The organism is Bradyrhizobium rifense, assembly GCF_008123425.1.
Classification (GTDB): domain Bacteria; phylum Pseudomonadota; class Alphaproteobacteria; order Rhizobiales; family Xanthobacteraceae; genus Bradyrhizobium; species Bradyrhizobium rifense.
Genome location: NZ_VSSS01000092.1, coordinates 19519 through 39871 on the forward strand (window position 1 = coordinate 19519; position 20353 = coordinate 39871).

14 protein-coding genes are annotated in these 20353 nt (G+C 64.1%); 3 read left to right on the forward strand and 11 right to left on the reverse strand.

Features of this window, described 5'->3' with window-relative positions:
• Position 1: 1 nt before the first annotated feature.
• Positions 2-958 (reverse strand): GDP-L-fucose synthase family protein, encoded by a 957-nt coding sequence (locus FXB40_RS44925; protein WP_148778664.1) that lies wholly within the window; start codon positions 956-958, stop codon positions 2-4.
• On the reverse strand, positions 939-2009 hold the full coding sequence (gmd, locus tag FXB40_RS44930) for a GDP-mannose 4,6-dehydratase (protein WP_148778666.1): 1071 nt from the start codon (positions 2007-2009) through the stop codon (positions 939-941). The genes FXB40_RS44925 and gmd overlap by 20 nt, the downstream gene beginning before the upstream one ends.
• 337 nt (positions 2010-2346) lie before the next feature.
• On the opposite strand from gmd, the gene FXB40_RS44935 reads away from it, so the two are divergent.
• Both FXB40_RS44935 and FXB40_RS44940 read left to right on the forward strand, forming a co-directional pair.
• On the forward strand, positions 2347-3393 hold the full coding sequence (locus tag FXB40_RS44935; protein ID WP_148778667.1) for a lysophospholipid acyltransferase family protein: 1047 nt from the start codon (positions 2347-2349) through the stop codon (positions 3391-3393).
• Between the two features lie 16 nt (positions 3394-3409).
• Positions 3410-4594, forward strand: coding sequence for a TCR/Tet family MFS transporter (locus tag FXB40_RS44940; protein WP_148778668.1), 1185 nt, complete (start codon positions 3410-3412; stop codon positions 4592-4594).
• Between the two features lie 46 nt (positions 4595-4640).
• Here the strand turns inward: FXB40_RS44940 and FXB40_RS44945 are convergent, their stop codons facing one another.
• The 9 genes from FXB40_RS44945 to FXB40_RS44985 all read right to left on the reverse strand — a co-directional run bounded on the left by FXB40_RS44945 (position 4641) and on the right by FXB40_RS44985 (position 19320).
• Positions 4641-5588 carry an ABC transporter substrate-binding protein gene (locus FXB40_RS44945; protein ID WP_148778669.1) on the reverse strand — a complete coding sequence of 316 codons (948 nt, stop codon included), beginning with the start codon at positions 5586-5588 and terminating at the stop codon, positions 4641-4643.
• A 79-nt stretch (positions 5589-5667) separates the two neighbouring features.
• Positions 5668-6708 carry an ABC transporter permease subunit gene (locus tag FXB40_RS44950; RefSeq protein ID WP_148778670.1) on the reverse strand — a complete coding sequence of 347 codons (1041 nt, stop codon included), beginning with the start codon at positions 6706-6708 and terminating at the stop codon, positions 5668-5670.
• A complete protein-coding gene (locus FXB40_RS44955) occupies positions 6701-8224 on the reverse strand; it encodes a sugar ABC transporter ATP-binding protein (protein WP_148778671.1) in 1524 nt (507 codons plus the stop codon). Before FXB40_RS44955 ends, FXB40_RS44950 begins: the two co-directional genes overlap by 8 nt.
• A 126-nt stretch (positions 8225-8350) precedes the next feature.
• On the reverse strand, positions 8351-9796 hold the full coding sequence (gene xylB, locus FXB40_RS44960) for a xylulokinase (RefSeq protein WP_148778673.1): 1446 nt from the start codon (positions 9794-9796) through the stop codon (positions 8351-8353).
• Between the two features lie 144 nt (positions 9797-9940).
• The gene (locus tag FXB40_RS44965) at positions 9941-10672 is read right to left on the reverse strand and encodes a sulfite exporter TauE/SafE family protein (protein ID WP_148778674.1); all 732 of its coding nucleotides are present in this window, start codon (positions 10670-10672) and stop codon (positions 9941-9943) included.
• A 309-nt stretch (positions 10673-10981) separates the two neighbouring features.
• Positions 10982-15532: an autotransporter outer membrane beta-barrel domain-containing protein gene (locus FXB40_RS44970; RefSeq protein WP_148778675.1), complete on the reverse strand. Its 4551-nt coding sequence runs from the start codon at positions 15530-15532 to the stop codon at positions 10982-10984.
• A gap of 254 nt (positions 15533-15786) precedes the next feature.
• The gene (locus FXB40_RS44975; RefSeq protein WP_246208344.1) at positions 15787-17571 is read right to left on the reverse strand and encodes a hybrid sensor histidine kinase/response regulator; all 1785 of its coding nucleotides are present in this window, start codon (positions 17569-17571) and stop codon (positions 15787-15789) included.
• Positions 17572-17629: 58 nt separating this feature from the next.
• A complete protein-coding gene (locus tag FXB40_RS44980) occupies positions 17630-18280 on the reverse strand; it encodes a response regulator (RefSeq protein WP_246208345.1) in 651 nt (216 codons plus the stop codon).
• 176 nt (positions 18281-18456) lie between these two features.
• Complete coding sequence (locus tag FXB40_RS44985) at positions 18457-19320, reverse strand: LysR family transcriptional regulator (protein WP_148778676.1); 864 nt, start codon at positions 19318-19320, stop codon at positions 18457-18459.
• 141 nt (positions 19321-19461) lie between these two features.
• On the opposite strand from FXB40_RS44985, the gene FXB40_RS44990 reads away from it, so the two are divergent.
• Positions 19462-20331 (forward strand): SDR family NAD(P)-dependent oxidoreductase, encoded by an 870-nt coding sequence (locus tag FXB40_RS44990; RefSeq protein WP_148778697.1) that lies wholly within the window; start codon positions 19462-19464, stop codon positions 20329-20331.
• The last annotated feature ends 22 nt before the right edge of the window (positions 20332-20353 follow it).

The following is a 20353-nucleotide window of genomic DNA, read 5'->3' on the forward strand; positions in this document are numbered from 1 at the left end:
ACTATTGCGCGGGAACCGACGCCGCAGCCTGATACGCCGCATAGGCGCGCTTCAGGCCATCCTCGAGCGACGTCGTCGCGCGCCAGCCGAGCTTTTCCAAGCGCCCGATATCGAGCAGCTTGCGCGGCGTGCCGTCGGGGCGCGAGGTGTCGTAACTGATCTCGCCGCGGTAACCGACGATCCCGGCGACCACGCGGGCGAACTCAGTGATGGCGATGTCCTCGCCGGTGCCGATGTTGATCAGGTCCGCACCAGAATACGTCTTCATCAGGTGCACGCAGGCATCGGCCATGTCGTCGACATAGAGGAACTCGCGCCGCGGCGTTCCGGTGCCCCAGACAACCACATTCTTCGCGCCCGCCAGTTTCGCCTCGTGAAAGCGGCGGATCAGCGCTGCGACGACGTGGCTCAGCTCGGGGTGATAATTATCACCGGGACCGTAGAGATTGGTCGGCATCACGCTGATGAAGTCAGAGCCATACTGGCTGCGATAGGCCTCCGCCATCTTGATGCCGGCAATCTTGGCAATCGCATAAGGCTCGTTGGTCGGCTCCAGCGGGCCAGTCAGCACGGTGTCCTCGCGCAAGGGCTGCGGTGCGAGCTTCGGATAGATGCAGGACGAGCCGAGGAACATCAGCTTCTCGGCGCGGTTCACATGCGCGGCCTGGATCACGTTCGCGGCGATCGCGATGTTGTCGTAGATGAATTCGGCGCGCAGCGTGTTGTTGGCGACGATGCCGCCGACTTTTGCCGCGGCAAGGAAAATCACCTGCGGCCGCGCCCTCGCGAACCAGTCGAACACCGCGGCCTGGTTGCAGAGATCGACCTCGCGCCGGTCCACCGTGACAAGCTTGACATCCTCGCGCGCCAGCCGGCGCGCGAGCGCGGCGCCGACCATGCCGCGATGGCCGGCGACGTAGACGCTTTTGCCCTTCAGCTCAAACGGTGCGCTTGCCATTTGCAATGTCCCGTTTGGCCTCGGCCAGATCGCTCGCCACCATCTCCTCGACGAGCTGAGCAAAGGTCCGCTTCGGCTTCCAGCCGAGCACTTTTCGTGCCTTGCTGGAATCACCGATGAGCAGATCGACCTCGGTCGGACGGAAATAGGTCGGATCGATCTTCACCACCGTCTTGCCGCTCTTGGCATCGATGCCGGTCTCGTCGACGCCTGCGCCGCGCCATTCGACACGACGGCCGACCTGCGCAAAGGACAGCTCGACCATCTCGCGCACCGAGCGCGTCTCGCCGGTGGCGAGCACGAAATCGTCGGGCTTGTCGGCCTGCAGGATCATGTGCATGCCTTCGATGTAATCCCTGGCGTGACCCCAGTCGCGCTTGGCCTCGAGATTGCCGAGATAGAGCGTCTCCTCGAGTCCGACTTCGATGCGCGCCACGCCGCGCGTGATCTTGCGCGTGACGAAGGTCTCGCCGCGGATCGGGCTCTCATGGTTGAACAGGATGCCGTTCGAGGCGAACATGCCATAGGCTTCGCGGTAGTTCACCGTGATCCAATAGCCGTAGAGCTTCGCGACGCCATAAGGCGAGCGCGGATAGAACGGTGTGGTCTCCTTCTGCGGGACCTCCTGCACCAGGCCGTAAAGCTCGGAGGTCGAGGCCTGGTAGAACCGCGTCTCCTTCTCCATGCCGAGGATACGGATCGCTTCCAGGAGGCGCAGCACGCCGATGGCGTCGGCGTTGGCGGTGTATTCGGGGCTTTCGAAGCTGACGGCGACGTGGCTTTGGGCGGCGAGATTGTAGATCTCGGTCGGCCGGATCTGCTGCACCAGGCGGATCAGATTGGTCGAATCCGTCATGTCGCCGTAATGCATCAGGAACGGCACGTCGCCGACATGCGGATCCTGGTAGAGATGGTCGACGCGTGCGGTGTTGAACGAGGATGAGCGCCGCTTGATGCCGTGCACGACATAGCCGAGCGACAGCAGATGTTCGGCAAGATAGGCGCCGTCCTGGCCGGTCACGCCGGTGATGAGAGCGACCCGCTCAGCCATATCCGCAACTGCTCCCAAAATGCCCCGGCGGGACGCCGGCTTCCAGCTCAGTCCGAAACCCATCCCTCTCTCTGACATATCGTTCGCCGGGGTCAACCCACTACCGCGCTACACCGTTCTTTTTTCGAGGATTTTGGCCCGAGGGACCAAGGACACGGCCGCTGACTCAAGGGAGACCTTGAGAAGCTGGTAACACTTGTGTGGTGAGATTTTCCCGCATGATTTGACGCGTTTTGAGGTTCAGGTGACGTTCCGGGAAACAGCAGCAGGCACTGAACGGCGCGAGTCCAGTCCGCGCCCCTTTCCCCGTGAGCACGGAGATATCCAGACCGCCGTCGTGAACCTCGTCGACGGTCTGGCCCCCATCGTCCCCGTCGCACGCCAGGTCGATGTTGCACGCGAGATCGCAAGCGTGATCGCGCGCCTCCCGAGCACGATGGGTAACAACATGTTTCTGCGCCAGAGCATCATTCGCCGCGGCACCGCGACGCCCGATCATGTGATCGACGGATTGGCGGCCTGGGTCACCGTCCTGTTCGACCTTGCCAATCTGCAGCAGGATCGCGACAGGGCGATGGGCTGTGAGGCCAGGATCCCGAAAAAGGCGCTCGATCGTCTCGCGCGGGCGCTTTCGAAATCCCGCAATGGCTGCATCATTGCCGTGCCCCACATCGGCAGTCTCGAACTGTTCGCGGCCCACCTCAGGGATCGTGGCTTCAACGTCGGCTTCGTCTATTCGATCGGACGCCAGCCAACGCCGACCGAACGATGGATCTATGCGGGGCGGAGCGCGACCGCGGCTACACCGATTGCGTTTGCAAGACGCAATACCGGAGCCGAGATCTCCAGGGTGCTTCAGAACAACGGTGTCGTCTTCATGGTGGTGGACGTCTACCCCAGCGCCAAATACGCCGGCATCACCGTCAAGACTCACGATTCCGACTTCCGCTATCCACCCGGACCGGCGCGCTATGCGCGGACGGGCACGCTGGTTCTGCCCGGCTTTGCCTCACGCCGCGACGCGGCAGGCTTTTCGATGAACATCCTCGCTCCGATCGAGTACCGGACCTGGATGCCGGCCCAGGCCGCCGCGTCCGAACTCACACAAGAGATCGCGACCCACGTCGATGGCTTCTCAGCAGAGCAGCCCGCGGCCTATTGGCTCTGGCACCCGATCCCCAACGATCCCTATCTCGCGATCGCGCAACGCCAGCGCCCGGATCTCCTGACCGCGATGGCGCCTGAAGATGACGAGGCCGTCGCTCGGGCGGTGGAAGCAGCGCACGCCAAATGGGCGGCATCTGATATTGCCGATGCCATCCGCTGGACAGAGGCTCCACCGCTTGCATCGTCCGCTCTCGCGGAAGGTGTATCGGCTGACTGACAGGCCGCAGAATCTCATGAGCCGGCCGCTGGTCGCCATCCTCGCCTGCGCCGCCCTCGAGGCATCAGGCATTGCACTGATCTTTCCGACGCTGCCAAATCTGCTGCGCGCCATGGCCAGCACCGACAACGTGTCGGCGCTCTACGGGACGCTGCTGGCGCTACACGCACTCACGCAATTCGTCGTCACGCCGGTGCTCGGCGTCCTGTCGGACCGGCTCGGCCGCCGGCTGGTGCTGCTGCTCGCCCTTGCCGGCTCGACCATCGACTATCTGGTCATGGCCTTCACGCCCTATTTGTGGCTCCTGTTCGTCAGCCGCACCATCGCCGGTCTGACGGCAGCCGGCGTGGCGATGATCACCGCGACCATCGCGGACATCACGCCGGAGGCGATGCGCGCCCGCCGCTTCGGCCTGTTCCACGCCTGCTTCGGCGCCGGCTTCGTCATCGGTCCTGTCGTCGGCGGCATGCTCGGCGACATCTCGCTGCGCGCCCCGTTTCTTGCCGCTGCCGCATTGAGCAGCGTGAACGTCCTGATTGCGCTGTTCGTTCTGCCGGAGACGCACCGCACCGAGCGCAAGCCGTTCGAATGGCGGACGCTGGACCCGTTCGCCCCGCTGCGCTGGGCGATGACCTTTCGCACCCTGATCCCGCTGCTGCTCGTGTTTCTTCTCGTCAGTCTCGTCGGCCAGACCTACAGCACGGTCTGGGTGCTCTTCGTCACGGATCGCTTCCACTGGACCGCGACCGATATCGGCATTTCGCTGGGCATCTTCGGCGCATTGGTCGCCCTGGTGCAGGCCTTCGCCATTGCGCCGCTGACAGGATGGCTCGGCGAACGCGGAACGCTGCTGCTCGGCATCTCCTGCGAGGCCGTCGCCCTCGTCGTGCTCGCCTTCGCGCAAGCGAGCTGGATCGCGTTCGCGCTGATCCCGCTGATCGCGTTCGGCGGCATCAGCGCGCCTGCACTGCGCGCGCTCCAGTCGAGGGCCGTCGATGGCGAACGCCAGGGCCAATTGCAGGGCGTTGTCGCAAGCTTCGTCAGCCTCGCCGCCATCTTCGGCCCGCTCGTCTTCGGCGGGATTTACGCCCTGTCGCGGCCAGGCTGGACCGGGCTCGTGTGGATCATGGGAGCCGCGATTTTCGCCGTTGCGGTGCCAATGGCGCTGACGGTGCCGAAGATCGCGGGCCAGCGAGGGTAAGTGGGCGGCGATCTTGCCAGAAGATCACCGCCCCTTGCAGCTCGTGCTACTGCGAGCGGTCCGAGGTCCAGCCCTTGTACTCCGCGATATTGTCGCGGGTCACGAGCTTCGACGGCAGCAGCTCGACGGTCGAGGCCGGCTTCTGCCCGTTGAGAATGCCGACGCCGAGCTGCACGGCGCGCCGCGCCATGAAGAACGGGTCCTGCGACGCTGACGCCTGAATCTGCGGCGAAGCGGGATCCTTCAGCGAGGCCTCGATGTCCGGAGCGCCGTCGACGGCGGTGATGATGATGCCGCTACGGTTCTGCTGGCGCGCCGCAAGGTCGGTGCCGATCGCCTGCGGATCGTTGATGGCGAAGATGGCGTCGATCTTGGAGAAGCGGGTCAGATAGCCCTGCCCGACCGTGAGGCCGCCCTCGCGCGAACCCTTCGCGTCCTGGTCGCTGGACAGCACCTTGATCCCCGCATTCTTCGCGAAGACGTTCTTGCAGCCGGTGACACGGTCGATCACGGCGGAGACCTGCGGCCCATTCTCGATGATGACATCGCCCTTGCCGCCCAGCTTGTCGACGATGTACTGGCATGAGATCTCGCCGGCCTGGACGTTGTTCGTGGTCACCGTGGCATCGGCGCCTTCGGCCGCGGTGTCGACTGCGACGACGACGATACCCGCCGCCTGCGCCTTCTTGATCGCCGGGCCGATCGCCTTGGGATCGCCGGGGTTCAACAGGATCAGGTCGACGCCGGCGGCTATGAAATTGTCGATCTGGGTAACCTGCTTGCCGAGGTCGTATTCGAAGCCGACGGTGGTGATCTTCACATTGGGGTTGGCCTTCTTGGCCTCGAACTCGGCGCCTTTCGACAGCGCGACGAAGAACGGGTTGCCCATCGAACCGAGCGAAACGCCGATCGACTTGAGCTCCTTGGCAGAGGACGGCGCGGTGGTCAGGGCAAGCGCCATCGCGGCGCCGGCGAGCATGGTCATCTTCAACATTGGCTTCCTCCCTGGTCTGTCCTTAATCCGGCACGGCAGACCAGTTGCCGTAACGGAATCTCGTATCGCGCCCCATCCCTTACGTTCTGGCGGAGCCTTGCAGCCGATAGCGATCCAGCGCCACGGCGCCGATGATCACCAGACCCTTGATCACATATTGCCAGATGTCGGAGACGCCTGTCAGGATCAGGCCATTCGAGAGCACGGCGATGATCAGCGCGCCGACCAGCGTCCCCCAGATCGAGCCGATGCCGCCGACAAAGGACGTGCCGCCGAGAATGACTGCGGTGATGGCGTCGAGCTCGTAGCTTTGCCCGAGCTGCAGACCGTTGGCCGCGTAGAGCCTCGCTGCCTGCATGGCGCCGCCCAACCCGGCCAACAATCCCGACACGCCATAGACGAAGATCACGACGGCCCAGACCTTGATGCCGGCAAGCCGTGCCGCACTCTCATTGCCGCCCACCGCATAGATATGCACGCCGAGCACGGTCCGGCGCAGCACCAGCCAAGAGACCAGGATGACGAGCAGAGCAATCACCGAGAGCCATGGGATCGACGCCACGCCGGGCACGAGCGTCAGCGATCCGTTGCCGATGAAGGCGTAGGGAATGGATGGATTGAACACCGTGGTGTCGGCGCCGAGCAGCCGCGCCAGACCGCGCACGGCAGTCAGCGAGCCCAGCGTGACGATGAAGGGTGGCAAGCGCAGCAGCGCGATCAGCGCGCCATTGACGATTCCGAAGCCGAGGCCGGTGAGAACCGCGGCCGGCAGCCACAGTGCGCTCAGCTCGGGCAGTTTGGACATCGTCAGGCCCGCCATCGCCGATGCCGCCAGGATCGAGCCGACCGAGAGATCGATGCCGCCGGTGAGAATGACGAAGGTCATGCCAGCGGCCAGCACGGTGTTGACGGCGGCCTGTTGCAGGACGATGCCGAGATTTTGGCCAGTGAAGAAACGGCCCTCCGACAAATAGTGAAAGCCGATGCAGAGCAGCAGCAGTACCGGCAGCATGCCGGCCGCGCGGATCAGGAGCCTGATGCGCTGGCGCTTGGTCTCCTGCGCGGCGGCCAAGCCGTTTGCCGTGGCGGCTTTCGCCTGCGTCGATCCGCTGTCAGGCATCGAGATGCTCCGTCCCCGTGGCGAGGCCCATAATGTCTTCCTGAGTCAAAGGCGCCGTCTCGGTTCGCCTGACCTCGCCCGCGATATGCCCCGACCGCATCACGAGGACGCGATCACAGATACCGATGATTTCAGGCAGATCGGACGAAATGACGAGGATCGCGGTGCCGGTCTTGGCGAGATTGTCGATGATGGAATAGATCTCCGACTTGGCGCCGACGTCAACGCCGCGCGTCGGCTCGTCGAGGATCAGCACTTTTGGCGCGATGGCGAGCAGCCGCGACAACAGCACCTTTTGCTGGTTGCCGCCGGACAAGCCACCCGCGGGGACACCAACATTAGCGGCACGGATGCTGAGCCCTGTGAAGGCCCTGTCGGCACGCTCGCGCGCCTTGTCGCGATCCAGGAAACAGCCGAGCTTGGCATCGCGTCCGAGCACGGCGAGATTGATGTTGTCCAGACACGACATGTCCAGGAACAGGCCAAGCGCCTTCCTGTCTTCCGTCAGATAGGCGATGCCGGCCTCGAGCGCTTCGCCGGGCGTGCGGATCTCGATTGGCTGGCCTTCGAGCTCGATACGGCCCGAAATTTTCGTCGCCGCGCCGATGATGAGATGCGCAAGCTCGGTGCGGCCAGCGCCGATCAGGCCGGCAAGCCCCACCACCTCGCCCGCATGCACGGTAAGCGAGCAACCCTTGACGCGCAGCCCGTCGGCCATGTCGCTAGCGCTGAGCACGGGGTGCCCTTTCCCGGCCTCGGGATCATGATCTTTCTTGTAGAAGGAGGAGACGTCGCGCCCGACCATCATGCGAACGATGGCGTCGGCGCGGATGTCCTGCTTGTCGAGCGAGCCGACCAGGCGGCCGTCGCGCAGCACGGTGACGCGGTCACCGAGCGCATAGACCTCGTCCATGCGGTGCGAGATGTAAATGATGGCAAGCCCCTCGGCACGGAGCTGACGGATCAGCGCAAACAGCCGCTCGCTTTCGCCGGCTGACAGCGCGGTGGTCGGCTCGTCCATGATCAGGATTTTCGAGCGCGCGTGCAGCGCACGCGCGATCTCGACGAGCTGGCGCTGGCCCATGGAGAGATGCGCAACCAATGTCGACGGCAGGAAGTCCGCCCCCAGCCGCTCCAGGATCGGGCCGACGCCCTCGCGCATGGTGCCGCGCGCCAGCAAACCTGAACGCGAGAGCTCGCGGCCGAGATAAATATTCTCCGCAACGCTCAAATTGGGGGCCAAAGACAGTTCCTGGTAGATGATCGAGATGCCCGCCGCACGGCCGCCAAGCGGGCCTTCGATGCGCGCCGGCTTGCCCTCGATGCGGATCTCGCCGCCGGGATCGGGCCGGTAGGCACCCGACAGGATTTTCATCAGCGTCGATTTGCCGGCACCGTTCTCACCCATCAAGGCATGAATCTCGCCGGCATAGACGGTGAGATCAACCGCGCGCAGCGCCTTGATGGCGAAGAAGGATTTTGAAACTCCCCGCATCTCGAGGATCGGATCGTTCATCGTGCCTCCCGGCGCACAATGCGTTTTCTGTCCGCATCTCGTTTTGTAAGCGCGGTTCACCCATTAAACAAAAGGCCGTCGCACAGGGCAACAGCGAACAGGCAGAAATGCGGACGTGACGCGAAGTTAGTGGCGCGGCCGATACAGTTGGCGCCAGGCGGGAAGCCGCCCTGCATAGGATTCGACCAGCGCGCGATCGGGTTCGAAAGTCTCGACGCGTTGGGGCGGTGTGCAGACGGCGGGGATTGCCTCGCCGGTGACAGCAAGCCGCCCCAATCTCGCCGCACCGAACGCCGCGCCGGTTTCACCGTCGGCAAAGCGATGGATCGGAACATTGAGAACATTGGCCAGCACCGACAGCCAGAACCGGGACCGCGATCCGCCGCCGATGACATCGGCTTCCGTCACCGCAATGCCGGCGTCGCCAAGCGCGTCCCGGCAATCGGCGAGCGCGAAGGCGACGCCCTCGAGCACGGCCTGCACGATCGCCATGCGGTCGGTGCCATGGCTCAAGCCGTCGAGCATGCCGCGCACGACGGGGTCGTCATGCGGTGTCCGCTCGCCGGCGAGATAAGGCAGGAAGCTCACAGGAGACGGCGCCTGCGGGCGCGCGCCCAGTGACGCCAGCAGCTCGGTTTCAGTGACGCCGAACAACCGCGCGGCCCAGGCCAGACACGAGGCCGCCGAGAGGATCGCGCCGGCCTGGATCCACATTCCAGGGATGGCATGGCAGAACGTGTGGACCACGCGGTCCGGATTGGCGGCGATGTGGCTGGTCGGCGCCAGCAAGGCGCCTGAGGTTCCCAGCGAGATGAACGCGGTTCCGGGCCTGATTGCGCCGATGCCGATGGCTCCAGCCGGATTGTCGCCAGCGCCGCCCGCGATCATCGGCCGCCGAACCATGCCCCAGCGCTGCGCCAGTTCGCTCCGCAATGCGGCTGCGGGCGCGCACCCCTCCACCAGGCGCGGCATGTGCGCGCGCGACAGGCCGGTCGCAGCCAGCGCCGCATCCGACCAGTCCCGGCCCGCCGCGTCGAGCCATAGTGATCCCGACGCGTCCGAGACATCCTCGATCGCCTCGCCTGACAGCACCAGCCGCAGATAGGCCTTCGGCATCAGGACGCGTGTCGTCGCCGCAAAAATCTCGGGCTCGTGCGCGGCGATCCAGAGCAGTTTTGGCGCGGTGAAGCCGGGCATCGCCTTGTTGCCCGTCGTCGCACGCAAGGCGGGCCAGCGTTGTTCTAGAACACGGCACTCCGCGGCGGACCGTCCGTCGTTCCACAGGATGCAAGGCCGCAACGGCGTGTCGCTCGCATCGAGCAGCGTGGCGCCATGCATCTGGCCGGACAGCCCGATGCCTTCAACCGCTGCCAGCTGTTTTCCGTGCGATGCCTTCAAGGCGTCCAGAGTGGCAAAGGTCGCCTCGAGCCACTGCGCGGGATCCTGCTCGAAATAGCCCGGCTGCGGCGATGCAATCGTCAAGGCCCGGCTCTCGCTCGCAATCACGCGCTGCGCGCCATCAACGAGAACGGTCTTGACCGCCGAGGTGCCGAGATCGATGCCGAGATACATAGCTGCTTACAATTGCTGACGTCGGTCTGGTGACGACGCCGCGACGTCGGATAGTCCAATCAATCCAAGAAGCCTGATCGGGTCAAGGGAGGCTGCATGCCTAATCCCGCAAGAGACTGCGTTCGCTTACCATGACGCGCCGCCCTAGATCACAAGGCAGAGTCCCGAAAACAGCAATAAGCCCAGGATGATCCGTTTGAAGGCGGCTTCGTTGATCCGTCCGAACAGGACGATCCCGACAGCCGTTCCGGCAGCCAAGGCGGGCAAGGAAATGCCGAAGTCGATCAGGACCTTCAACGACAGGCTGTGGTGCGAAAGCATGAGAGCGAGGGCGAAAAGCTGCATGACCCCGATATAGGGCTGAACCAGGCCGCGCTGCTGGGTTTTCGGGAGACCATGGAAATCGCACCAGATCGCAGGAAGCGCGCCAGGCATCGCGGTCAAGCCGCCGACCAGTCCGCCACCAAACCCCACCAGCGCGTTGCTGCCTCGGCTGTCCATCTGACGCAAATAGGCAGCCGTTGGCCGCAACAAGGCATAGGCCGCGTAGAGCGATACGAGAATTCCAAACCCCAGTCTGAAGATCCCGGTATCAACATTCTGGAGCAGATAAATCGCGATCGGAATGCCCAATAGTCCGCCAGCGATGAAAACGAGGCTGGTCTTCCATTGCATGCTTTTGCGTAGCGCAAACAGATTGGCCGCTTGTACGGTGATGCTGCAAGCCATCATCAACGGCACAGCTTCCATGGGCGGAAAAACGTGTAGCAGGATGGCGCCGGCGACCGCCGAGAAAGCAAATCCGGAAAGGCCCGACACGAACGCGCCGGCAAAAACCGCCGCACTCAGCACCAGATAGACCGCAATGTCTGACATGGTATCGCTTCCTGGAAAATGGTGATCGTCGGCAATAGCCGGACAGCGCGAGGCCATCCGAACGCACGCAAGTGACAACAGAGCCAATCCATCTAGTCGCCGTCGGCCGCCATCGTTGCTGTTTCGATGGGCCGGATACTCGGGGCGTGATGCAGCATGTATGCTCCGACGACATGCAAAATGCCGAAGCCAGCCAGGACAGCGAATGTCCACGCCCTGAGAGCCGGCGATGGTCGCCGGGCGCGGGAGCTATCGAAAATTGCCATGTTCAAATCACCTTCTTGTCGGTTTGGCCCGGCAGGGCGCCGCTCACCACTGGTATCGCGCGACGCCTTTGCCGGCGTAGGAGCGGGTTACATTGGAGAATTCACCCTCGAAGGTCGCCGCGGTGGACCAGCCATTGAGCCATTTCATCTCGGCCGCGCCGGTGACAAGCGCGGAGTTGGACGCCTGCGCGGCGCCGTTGACGACGAAGCTCGCGCCGGGCAGCGTCTGGAAGGTCGCGCCGAGGCTGCGGTCCGGATTGAAATCATGCGCCCAGGCGGCGCGGCCGCGCAGGGTCAGCACGCCGTCGTGCAGGGCGAAGGATTTGTCGGTGCGCAGGCCGAGTTCGCCGCGGGTATCGGTGACGCTCTTCGAAGTGTAGGCCAGCGCAAAGATGTTGCTGCCGGCGATGGCCACTTCGGCGTAAGCGGGCAGATCGAAGGTCGTGAACTGACCAGCGGCATAAGGCGTGAGGCCAAATCCCTGGCTGACGAAACGATAGCCACCCTCAAGCCGGCCCGACCAGGCATTGGCCTTGAACTCGGCGCGCAGGCGGTCGGTGCCGGCGACCGTGACTGTGCGATCGGTGGCGATGTCCTGCCAGCCATAAGCCAGCGCGGCGGTGAGATACGCCGCGCCTGCGTTATGACGCATGAACGCGCCGGCCTGGAATAGGTCCGAGCGACCGCCGCCGAGGTTATTTGCCACCGAGAAATTGGTGCCGCCGCCAGCGAGCGCAAAACCGGCGAGCGTATCCGGCGAGACGCGATAATCGGCGCCGACCGCCGTGCCATAGATGCTGCTTGTGATGCTGTTCGAGCCGAGAGCCGCGTTGCCGTCGGTGGTCTGCGATCCGCCAAAGCCCGCCGCCCACACGCTCCAGCGCTGCTGGAAACTCGGCACGATCGGCGGCGCCTTGGTGGTGATCGCAACCAGCGCGTCGACCGGACGGCGCTTTTGCGTGTAGGCCAACGCTTCCTCGTCGGCGTAACCGGCAGCCGTGCCAACAGCCGGGAGACCATCGCCGCGTCCTGCGACGAACGGATCGGTCATCACGCCCATGAACTGGTTCATCGCATTGAAGGTGGCTTGCTGCGAGCCGGAGCCGACCTCGCCGGAAAGCTGCGTCAGTCCTGCCGGCGTCAGCGCGCCAAACACGATCGGGATGCCGCCGGTCGAGTTAAAGAAGTTGACGAGGGCATTGCCGACGTTCTGCTGGTTGGCGTTGAGACCCGTGCCCGGCGGTGGAACGAAGCTGAGCGCGAGATCGAGATACGCATCGTCGGTGCCGTAGCTGAGACTTGCCGTGAAGCCCGACGGCAGATCGGTATTGACCAGCGCCGAAAACTTGCCGTGCACCCCGCTGCCCGCATGGACGATGGTGTACTGCTTCGCGACATAGGTGCCGGGCGCAAAGCTCGCATTCACCGTCGCGCCGCCAAGCGTCGCCACACCCGTGACGTTGGTGCGGTCGGCGCTGACAGGCGAAACTTCCACCATGTAGCTCGCAGCCGCGGTAAAGGTCAGGCTGCCTTGCACGGTCAGCAAGCCGATCGAATTGCCAGGCGCCAACGCCCCGCCATTGATGGTGGTGTTGCCGACGGTGCCGTTGCCGCCGAGCGTTCCGCCGGCATTCACGGTCACGTCGCTGGTAATCGAACCGTTGACCGACAACACGCCGCCATTCACGGTGGTGGCGCCGGTATAGGCATTGGGGCCGGTCACCGTGGTGTGGCCGCCAGTCGTCGTCAGGCTCATGCTGCCGCCGAGGCCGTCCAGCGTGCCGCCGGTCGAGGTCACCGCGCCGTTCAACAAGCCACTCTTCAGCGTCCCGCCTGCCAGCGCCACCGCATTGATGGTCTGCGACGTGCCGCCGAGATTGACGGTGCCGCCGGTGTTGATCGTCATCGCGCTGGCGGCGCTGTACGAATTGTCGACGATGCTGAACAGGATGGCACCGTTATTGACCGTGGTGGCGCCGGTATAGGTGTTGCCGAACAAGAACGCCGTGAGGCCGCCATTCGCGGTCAGGCTCATGCCGCCGCCGATGCTGGCGAGCGTGCCGCTGGTCGAGGTCACCGCGCCGGTCAGCGCACCGTTGGTCAACAGGCCGCCCGCCAGCGCCACATTGTTGATGGTCTGCGCAAAGCCGCCGAGATCGACCGTGCCGCCGCTGTTGATCGTTGTCGCGCTGACGGCGCTGAACCCGTTGGCGAAACCGCCCAGCAGGGTTGCGCCGTTGTTGACGGTGGTCGCACCGGTATAGCCGCTGCTGAAGCCGCCCACGGTGGTGGTGCCGCCGGTCGCGGTCAGGGTCATGCTGCCGAACATGTCGATCAGCGTGCCGCCGGTCGAGGTGACCGCACCGGTCAGTGTGCCCGACGCTAGCGATCCGCCTGCCAGTGCTACCGCGTTGATGGTCTGCTGGGAGCCGCTGAGAAGGAAGGTGCCGCCGCTGTTGATCGTCACCGCGCTGGCCGCGCTGAACGCATTGTCGATGGGAGTGAACAGGAGGGCACCGTTGTTGACGGTGGTCGCGCCGCTATAGGTATTGGGGCCAGTCACCGTGGTGGTGCCGCCATTCGCGACCAGGCTCATGCTGCCGCCAAGACCGCCGATCCCGCCGCCGGTCGAGGTGACTGTGCCAGTCAGGGAACCGTTCTTCAGCGCGCCGCCCGCCAGCGCCACGTTGTTGATGGTCTGCGCATAGCCACCGAGGTCGACGGTGCCGCCATTGATCGTCATCGCGCTGGTGGCGCTGAACGCGTTCGCCGCGCCACCTGCAAGCGTGCCGGCAAGGATGCTGGTGCCACCGGAGTAAGTGTTGACGCCGGAAAGCGTCAATTTCCCGGTGCCGGTCTTTTGCAGGGTCAATCCGCCGGTACCGTCCGCAAGCGTACCGGCAAAGGTTGAATTCCCGGAGTTGAAGACGTTGAGAGTAGCCGATGTCGTATTGCTGAGAATGGTGCCTGCGCTCGTACCGGTGAGATTAGTGGACGTCTCTGAACGGCCATTCAGATCTAGCGTCGCGGTTGTCGCGCCGGAGCCAACGGTTAATCCTCCGGATGCATTGCTGATATAGAAGGGGTTGCCGACGACCACCGTTCCGCCGTCTATGGCAATAGCGGTACCGGAGCTGATAGTGCCTACAGCACCAGCACCAAGAAAGACCGTGCCGGTATCCGTCGTCGAACCAAAATGCACGGTTGTCCCGGCGCCGCCATCAAGGTGAATTGGACTATTCGCAATCGTCAACGTATTGCCCGCGCTGGCTCCGATCGTTGCCGAAACCCCTGCACTGACGGTAATGCCATTGGCAAGCGATCCCGAGACGGTCGACTCCAGTGCGGTGTTGTTGCCGGTGAAGGTCAGAGTGCCTGTCCCGAGCGCCGCAATGTTGCCGATGGAAATTGAACCAGCAGCAATGTTGGTGCCACCGCTGTAAATGTTGGCTCCGGTCAGTGCCAAGGTCCCAGCTGCGCTCTTGGTAACGCTGCCGCTGCCCGTGATGACGTTTGAAACCGCCACGTTCGTAGCTTGATTGAAGTTCAGCGAGCCGGTGACGGCGATGTTGCCGGTCATGCCGGAGGTCGCACCACTGAAGCTGATTGTGTTGGTGCCACCGGTGAAGGTGATGGCATTGGCCCGCGTCACGCCGTCGCCGGCAAGTCCACCCAAGATGACTCCGGCGTTGGTGATCGTCAGGTCGGAGCCGACGACGGCCGCGCCGCCGGCGCCATTGGTCGAACCCGCGCCGCCATTGCCGCCGGTGATCGTGCCGCCGTTATTGTTGATCGTGGTGTTGGCTGCCGAAACGCCAACCCCGCCGGCACCCCCGGCACCGGTTCCTGCCCCGCCGATGCCGCCCGCGCCACCGGTCCCGCCGCCGGCTATGGCGCCGGTGTCGAGCGTCAGGGTGCTGGCTGCGCCGAACGACGGAAAAACAAAACCAGCACCGCCAGAGCCGCCCGCGCCGCCAAGCCCGGCCGCACTCGCGCCGCCCGCGCCGCCAAAGCCGCCGAACCGCTGACTGACCGGGTTGATCACAAACGTTATCGCACCGTTTGCAAGGATATTGACGCCGCCGGCACCGCCGCCGCCGCCCGCACCAGTTCCGTTTCCGGCACCGCCCGCCCCGCCCGCGCTCGCGTCGAAAGTGCCGCCATTGATAACCCCGGAGATGACAAGCGAGACTGCGCCGCCACCGCCGCCACCGCCACCATCGCCGGCTGCCGCTCCCGCGGCACCAGTGCCGCCCGCCGTCGTATTGGTGCCCGCCGTACCGCCGGCCGCGCCATTGCCGCCGGCTCCGCCAACGCCGCCCGCGGTGCCGGAGCCGTCAGATCCCGGGCCGATGCCGGCGCCGCCACCGCCGCCGCCCTGTCCCGCCGTCGCTCCCGGCGCGCCGTTGCCACCCGCGATCGTCGTGCTGTCTGCGCCGCCCGATCCGGCATTGCCGCCGCCGTCGCCGCCCGCGGCGAAGGCGGGGGCGAAGCCAACAACAAGGGAGGCGGAGACGATTGCGCCGACAAGCGCAGTGCTTCCGAGCAAACCGCGCCGGCGCGCTTTCGGGTCGGAAGTGGTTCTTGTCGGCAATTTCTTTCCAGCCCGCAGACCCAACTGCGCTTCCAAACAGAGATGCGGGCGCGCCAATCGGAGGCCACGCCGGTCGAGCTGACCAACCGGCTGCCGTTCAAGCGCGTCCAGTTCGGGGGGATAGATATCGTCAGGCTCGTTTGCGAGCGATACGGCAGATGTCGTATTTCGTCGCCGGTCAGGCTGCCAATGTCGACACGCCCTGCGCCGCCGCAGGCTGATCGCGCCGTGGGAGATCAGCGCCGGACGTGCCTTTAGCGACTGGTCTCGAGCGATTCCTCGCCGCCAACACAGGCTGCAACGATTGCTTCGTACAATTCCTCGCCTGTGATCGGCTTGTGCAGGATACGAAGTCCGCTGGCGGTGGCGTCCTTGATGCGTGACGGCGAGGTATCGCCGGTCACGATAAGTGCAGGAACCCAATGGCCGATATGGGCGCAGAGAGCCTGGATTGCGTCCAGACCGGTAGCACCATCTTCGAGGCGGTAGTCGGCGATGATCAGATCGACCGGCGCATCGCCGGCGGTCATAGCCTCTGCATGTATCTGTTGCACTTCGGCGGCAGAGCGGCCGGCATAAACGCGATGCCCCTGGAGCGTCAGCAACTGCACCATGACATCGAGAACATCCCTCTCGTCTTCCACGACCATGATGCTGACGGCGATGCCTGCGGGTGACGACTTGTTGTCGGGCAAGAGAGGCGCCACCGTACTGGCTTGCGGAACCGTGACGGAAAACATCGAGCCGCGCCCGGTGACGGAGATCACCTTCAGGGAATGTTGCAGCAGTGCGGCGGTGCGGCGAACGATGGCAAGGCCGAGGCCAAGGCCTTGCGTGCGATCCCGCGCCGGGTTCTGCAACTGCACGAATTCCTCAAAGATCATGGCATGCTGATCTGCGGGGATGCCGGGGCCGGTATCCCATATCTGGATTTCCACCGCAGCGCCGCGCCTGCGGCAGCCGAGCAGAACGCCGCCGGATATCGTATATCGAAAGGCGTTCGACAGCAGATTGCCCAACACCCGCTTCAGCATCATGGGATCGCTGTCCACCTGGAGTTGGCTTTCAACAACGCGCCAATCGAGGCCGCGATCCTTCGCCGCTGAAGCGAACTCGTTGCTGAGTTGGTAGAACAGTTGGGAGAGATTCACCGTTTCCCTCGCAACAGTGACGACACCGGCATCAAGCCGGGAGATATCGAGCAGTCCATTCAGAAGGGCGCTGAGATTGCCGACAATGGATTTTGCCTTGCCCGCCAGATCGCGTGCATCGGCGGATTGGACAGCGCCGCGGTGACCCAGCACGGCGAGCGTGGAGATCAGCAGGCTCAGAGCATGGATCGGCTGGCGCAGGTCATGACTGGCGGCGGCGAGGAAACGCGTTTTCGCACGATCGGCAGCTTGCGCGCGGTCGCGTTCTTCCTGCAAATGGCCAACCAGCTCGACATTTTCCAGGCGCAACCTGATGGTCTCACGCAGCATGCGGTGCGTTGTGCGGCAATAATAGAGATTGATGGTCACAAGCCCCGTGAGCAGTGCGAGATATGCGCCGGCGCTTTCACCTCCATTGATAATGGAGCGCACCATGACCGGTAGCACCGTTGCGATGATCGAGCCGACGAGAGCCGGCGGAAAGGCCGAGAGCGACGGAACTGTGCCGCAGACCAGACCGGTCAAGGCAACAATGGTGAATAAAAAAGGAACGGGCTGTTCAGGAACGAACCCAACCCAGCCGAGCATTCCCCACAGCAGGCCCGACACGCAGGAAAACGCAGCCGCGAGCCACGCCCATCGCCACACAGACGCTGGTTCTCGATTTCCGCTGAAGAACCGGCGCGCCGCCAGGACGCGTATGGCGGTGAGCAGATACAGCGCACCGAGCCATCCGACCAACCAGCTCGCAGGTACGGTGCTCCTCAGGACGTACGCCGCCGCCAGGGAGATGAGGACGTTGGAGGCCACCACCCCATAGGAATTGCGATACAAGAGTTCGACGAGCGCCTCGCGTATCTTGTCTTCCTGCATCGAATCTTCCTGCATCGAGACCTCTCAGCGCGCCGGTAGGTTGCGGCGGCTTCGTTCGCGAGTTGCCGTTGCGCTAGCCCGATGGAAGCCCGAGACGAATTGCGTAGGCCGTCAATTCAGCACCACTGTGCAGATCAAGCTTCCGCATCAGATTCTCGCGATGTTTCCGGGCGGTCAGCGGGCTAATGCCGAGACGGTTGGCGATGTCGCGGCTGGTGGCGCCGTGAGGGATCATCCCCAGGATTTGCCGCTCACGCCTTGTCAGCGTGACCGGAGATATGATCGCGGCCGTGGGCTCCGGGGCTTCGTTCAGGCTGTCATGCTGGTCCACCGCAAAGCGAACCTCCTCCGCCACATAGAGGTTGCCTTTTCTGATGGCATCGATTGCAGCGATGAGTTCGGATGGATCGCCGCTCTTGGTCAAATAGCCGTTCGCGCCAGCGGAAAACGCCGCCCGAACCGAGCGTGGCTCAACATTGGCGGTGAGGACGAGAACGCGCAGCTCCGGCCATTCGGCTTTCAGGTTCGCGATGAACTGAAACCCGCTCACGCCCGGCATGCCGAGATCGAGGATGAGAAGATCGGCGGCGCCTTCATTCAGCAGCCGGTGAACGGCTTCACCGTTCGCGGCCTCTCCACTGATTGTAAGCTGGTCTACGGTCGACAGAAGCTGTTTCAGACCTTCCCGAACCACGGCGTGATCGTCTGCAATGATCGTCTTCACCAGCCCACCACATGCATCGCTTCCGGCGATGACGGTATTATTGTATCAATCAACTTCAATCAAGGATTGCGATCCACAAATCCATTTGCCGGATTGGCCAACCTGGTCATCTTGCAGTGATCGTCTGAACGCGCCGCAGCCATAGCGGTCGCAGATCGTAGCTGAATAACCCTCAACTATCCGAAATGCTCGATCAGCAGTTCAGTCAGAACGCGGACTTTTCGCGCGGGGTGCTGTCCCGGCGGCCGGACGACAAACAATCCGGCGGTCGGAGGAGGATAGTGTGTCATCACCGGCACGAGAGCGCCGGAGGCCAAATGGTCCTCGACGAGGCAGTGCGGAAGCCAGGCGATTCCGATCCCTGCGACTGCGGCAACGGCAAGAGCAGTGCCATTGTCCGCCTTGAAGCGCCCCTGCGGATGAATGGAGATAGTCTTCTCCCCATCGATGAACTGCCAGGTTTCCGTGCCCTGCATGAGCGCCTGATGCGTCAGGAGCTCATCCGGCGTCTCGGGCGCTCCATGCTCCCTGACATAATCCGGGCTTGCGACGAGGGCACCATGGATCGGCCCGACGCGACGCGCCATCAGGTTTGAATCGCCGAGATAGCCTACGCGTACCGCACAGTCGAAGCCGTCGCCGACAATATCCACGAAGCGATCATTGTAGCTCGCATGGACGTGGAGCAGCGGATGGCGCCGCGCCAGCTCCGCAAACACCGGCGCCAACAGCGTCGGGCCGAAGGTCAGCGGCGCTGCGATACGAAGGCGACCACGCAGGTCTCCTGCGGGCAGGATCGTCTCCCGCGCGACATCGATTTCGGCGCAGACGCGGGCAGCGTGGTCACGGAACGTGACACCAGCCTCGGTCAGCGCAGAGCCGCGCGTTGTCCTTGCAAGAAGCTGAACGCCCAGTTCGGCTTCCAGCCGGAACAGCCGCCGGCTGACGATCGATTTCGATACGCCGAGCCGGCGCGCGGCCGGCGATACGCCGCCGGCATCTGCCACTTCGACAAAGGTCCGCAAGTCTTCGATATCCATGGTCGGCGTTCCGATTTCTGCGACATAGCTGGGCAGATCGCGAGGCTATCGCATCGTGGAGTGGAACGACAACATGAACCGGTCAGAGCGGACAATGGTGCATTCCAAGCGCTTCGCCGCTCGTTGAAACGGAGACCTCAAATGCCGAGCCCTTCGGAGCACCCGCATCGTTCCGCCGCAGTCACCGGCGCCGGCGGCGGCCTCGGCCGCGATATCGCGCTTGGACTGGCTGCCAAAGGCTACGTCGTTTTCGGCACGGCCATGTCCATCGCTGAGGTCCAGGATCTGAAGGACGCCTCCGGCGGGCGTGTCAGCCTGACCGTTTGCGACATGACGAGAGAGCAGGCCGTGAAAGCCTGGGCGGGTGGCGTGTCCGACGCGCTCGGCGATTCCGGGCTTGATCTTTTGATCAACAATGCGGGCATCCTCACCCCGGGCCCGATTGAGGTCCTGCCTCTCGACGCTATCCGGCGCGAGTTCGACGTCAACGTGTTCGGGGCCCTGTCGGTCATGAACGCTTTCCTGCCCGCGCTCAGGAAGGCGCGCGGCCGCATCGTCCAGGTCAGCACCTGGACGGCGAGCGTCCCCCTTCCCTTCAACGGGCCATCAGGCGCGTCGAAGGCGGCCATGGAGGTGTTTGCGGCCGTCTACCGCGCCGAGCTGAAGTCCTTTGGGGTCGACATCGTCGTCGCGGCTGCGGGCAACATGAGAACGGGCGGCCCCGCCAAAACGGTAGCGGCCCTCGCACGCGTCGCCGACGACATGACGGCCGAACAACGCGGCCTGTACGGACAGTCCTTCAACACATTCGCAACCACGCTCAATGGCATGCAGAGCAGCGGGCTCGACTCCGTCCTGGCGGCCAGGCGCGTCATCGAGCTGGCCGAGCAGATGCCCGCACCAAGCCGCGCGCCGGTCGGCACGGACGCCGATGAGATGCTCCGGGCCGCGCGCGAAAAATCCGACGACGAACTGGATGCGTTGCGCCTCCGGATCGTCGGCCTCGGCTAGGGCCACCGGCACATCCACATTT

What these genes read in the sequence shown, in the direction of transcription:
- FXB40_RS44950 (WP_148778670.1), bottom strand. Translation starts at nt 6,708, where the DNA reads ATGCCTGACAGCGGATCGACGCAGGCGAAAGCCGCCACGGCAAACGGC.
- FXB40_RS44965 (WP_148778674.1), bottom strand. Translation starts at nt 10,672, where the DNA reads ATGTCAGACATTGCGGTCTATCTGGTGCTGAGTGCGGCGGTTTTTGCC.
- FXB40_RS44925 (WP_148778664.1), bottom strand. Translation starts at nt 958, where the DNA reads ATGGCAAGCGCACCGTTTGAGCTGAAGGGCAAAAGCGTCTACGTCGCC.
- gmd (WP_148778666.1), bottom strand. Translation starts at nt 2,009, where the DNA reads ATGGCTGAGCGGGTCGCTCTCATCACCGGCGTGACCGGCCAGGACGGC.
- FXB40_RS44975 (WP_246208344.1), bottom strand. Translation starts at nt 17,571, where the DNA reads ATGCAGGAAGATTCGATGCAGGAAGACAAGATACGCGAGGCGCTCGTC.
- FXB40_RS44955 (WP_148778671.1), bottom strand. Translation starts at nt 8,224, where the DNA reads ATGAACGATCCGATCCTCGAGATGCGGGGAGTTTCAAAATCCTTCTTC.
- FXB40_RS44985 (WP_148778676.1), bottom strand. Translation starts at nt 19,320, where the DNA reads ATGGATATCGAAGACTTGCGGACCTTTGTCGAAGTGGCAGATGCCGGC.
- xylB (WP_148778673.1), bottom strand. Translation starts at nt 9,796, where the DNA reads ATGTATCTCGGCATCGATCTCGGCACCTCGGCGGTCAAGACCGTTCTC.
- FXB40_RS44990 (WP_148778697.1), top strand. Translation starts at nt 19,462, where the DNA reads ATGCCGAGCCCTTCGGAGCACCCGCATCGTTCCGCCGCAGTCACCGGC.
- FXB40_RS44945 (WP_148778669.1), bottom strand. Translation starts at nt 5,588, where the DNA reads ATGTTGAAGATGACCATGCTCGCCGGCGCCGCGATGGCGCTTGCCCTG.
- FXB40_RS44940 (WP_148778668.1), top strand. Translation starts at nt 3,410, where the DNA reads ATGAGCCGGCCGCTGGTCGCCATCCTCGCCTGCGCCGCCCTCGAGGCA.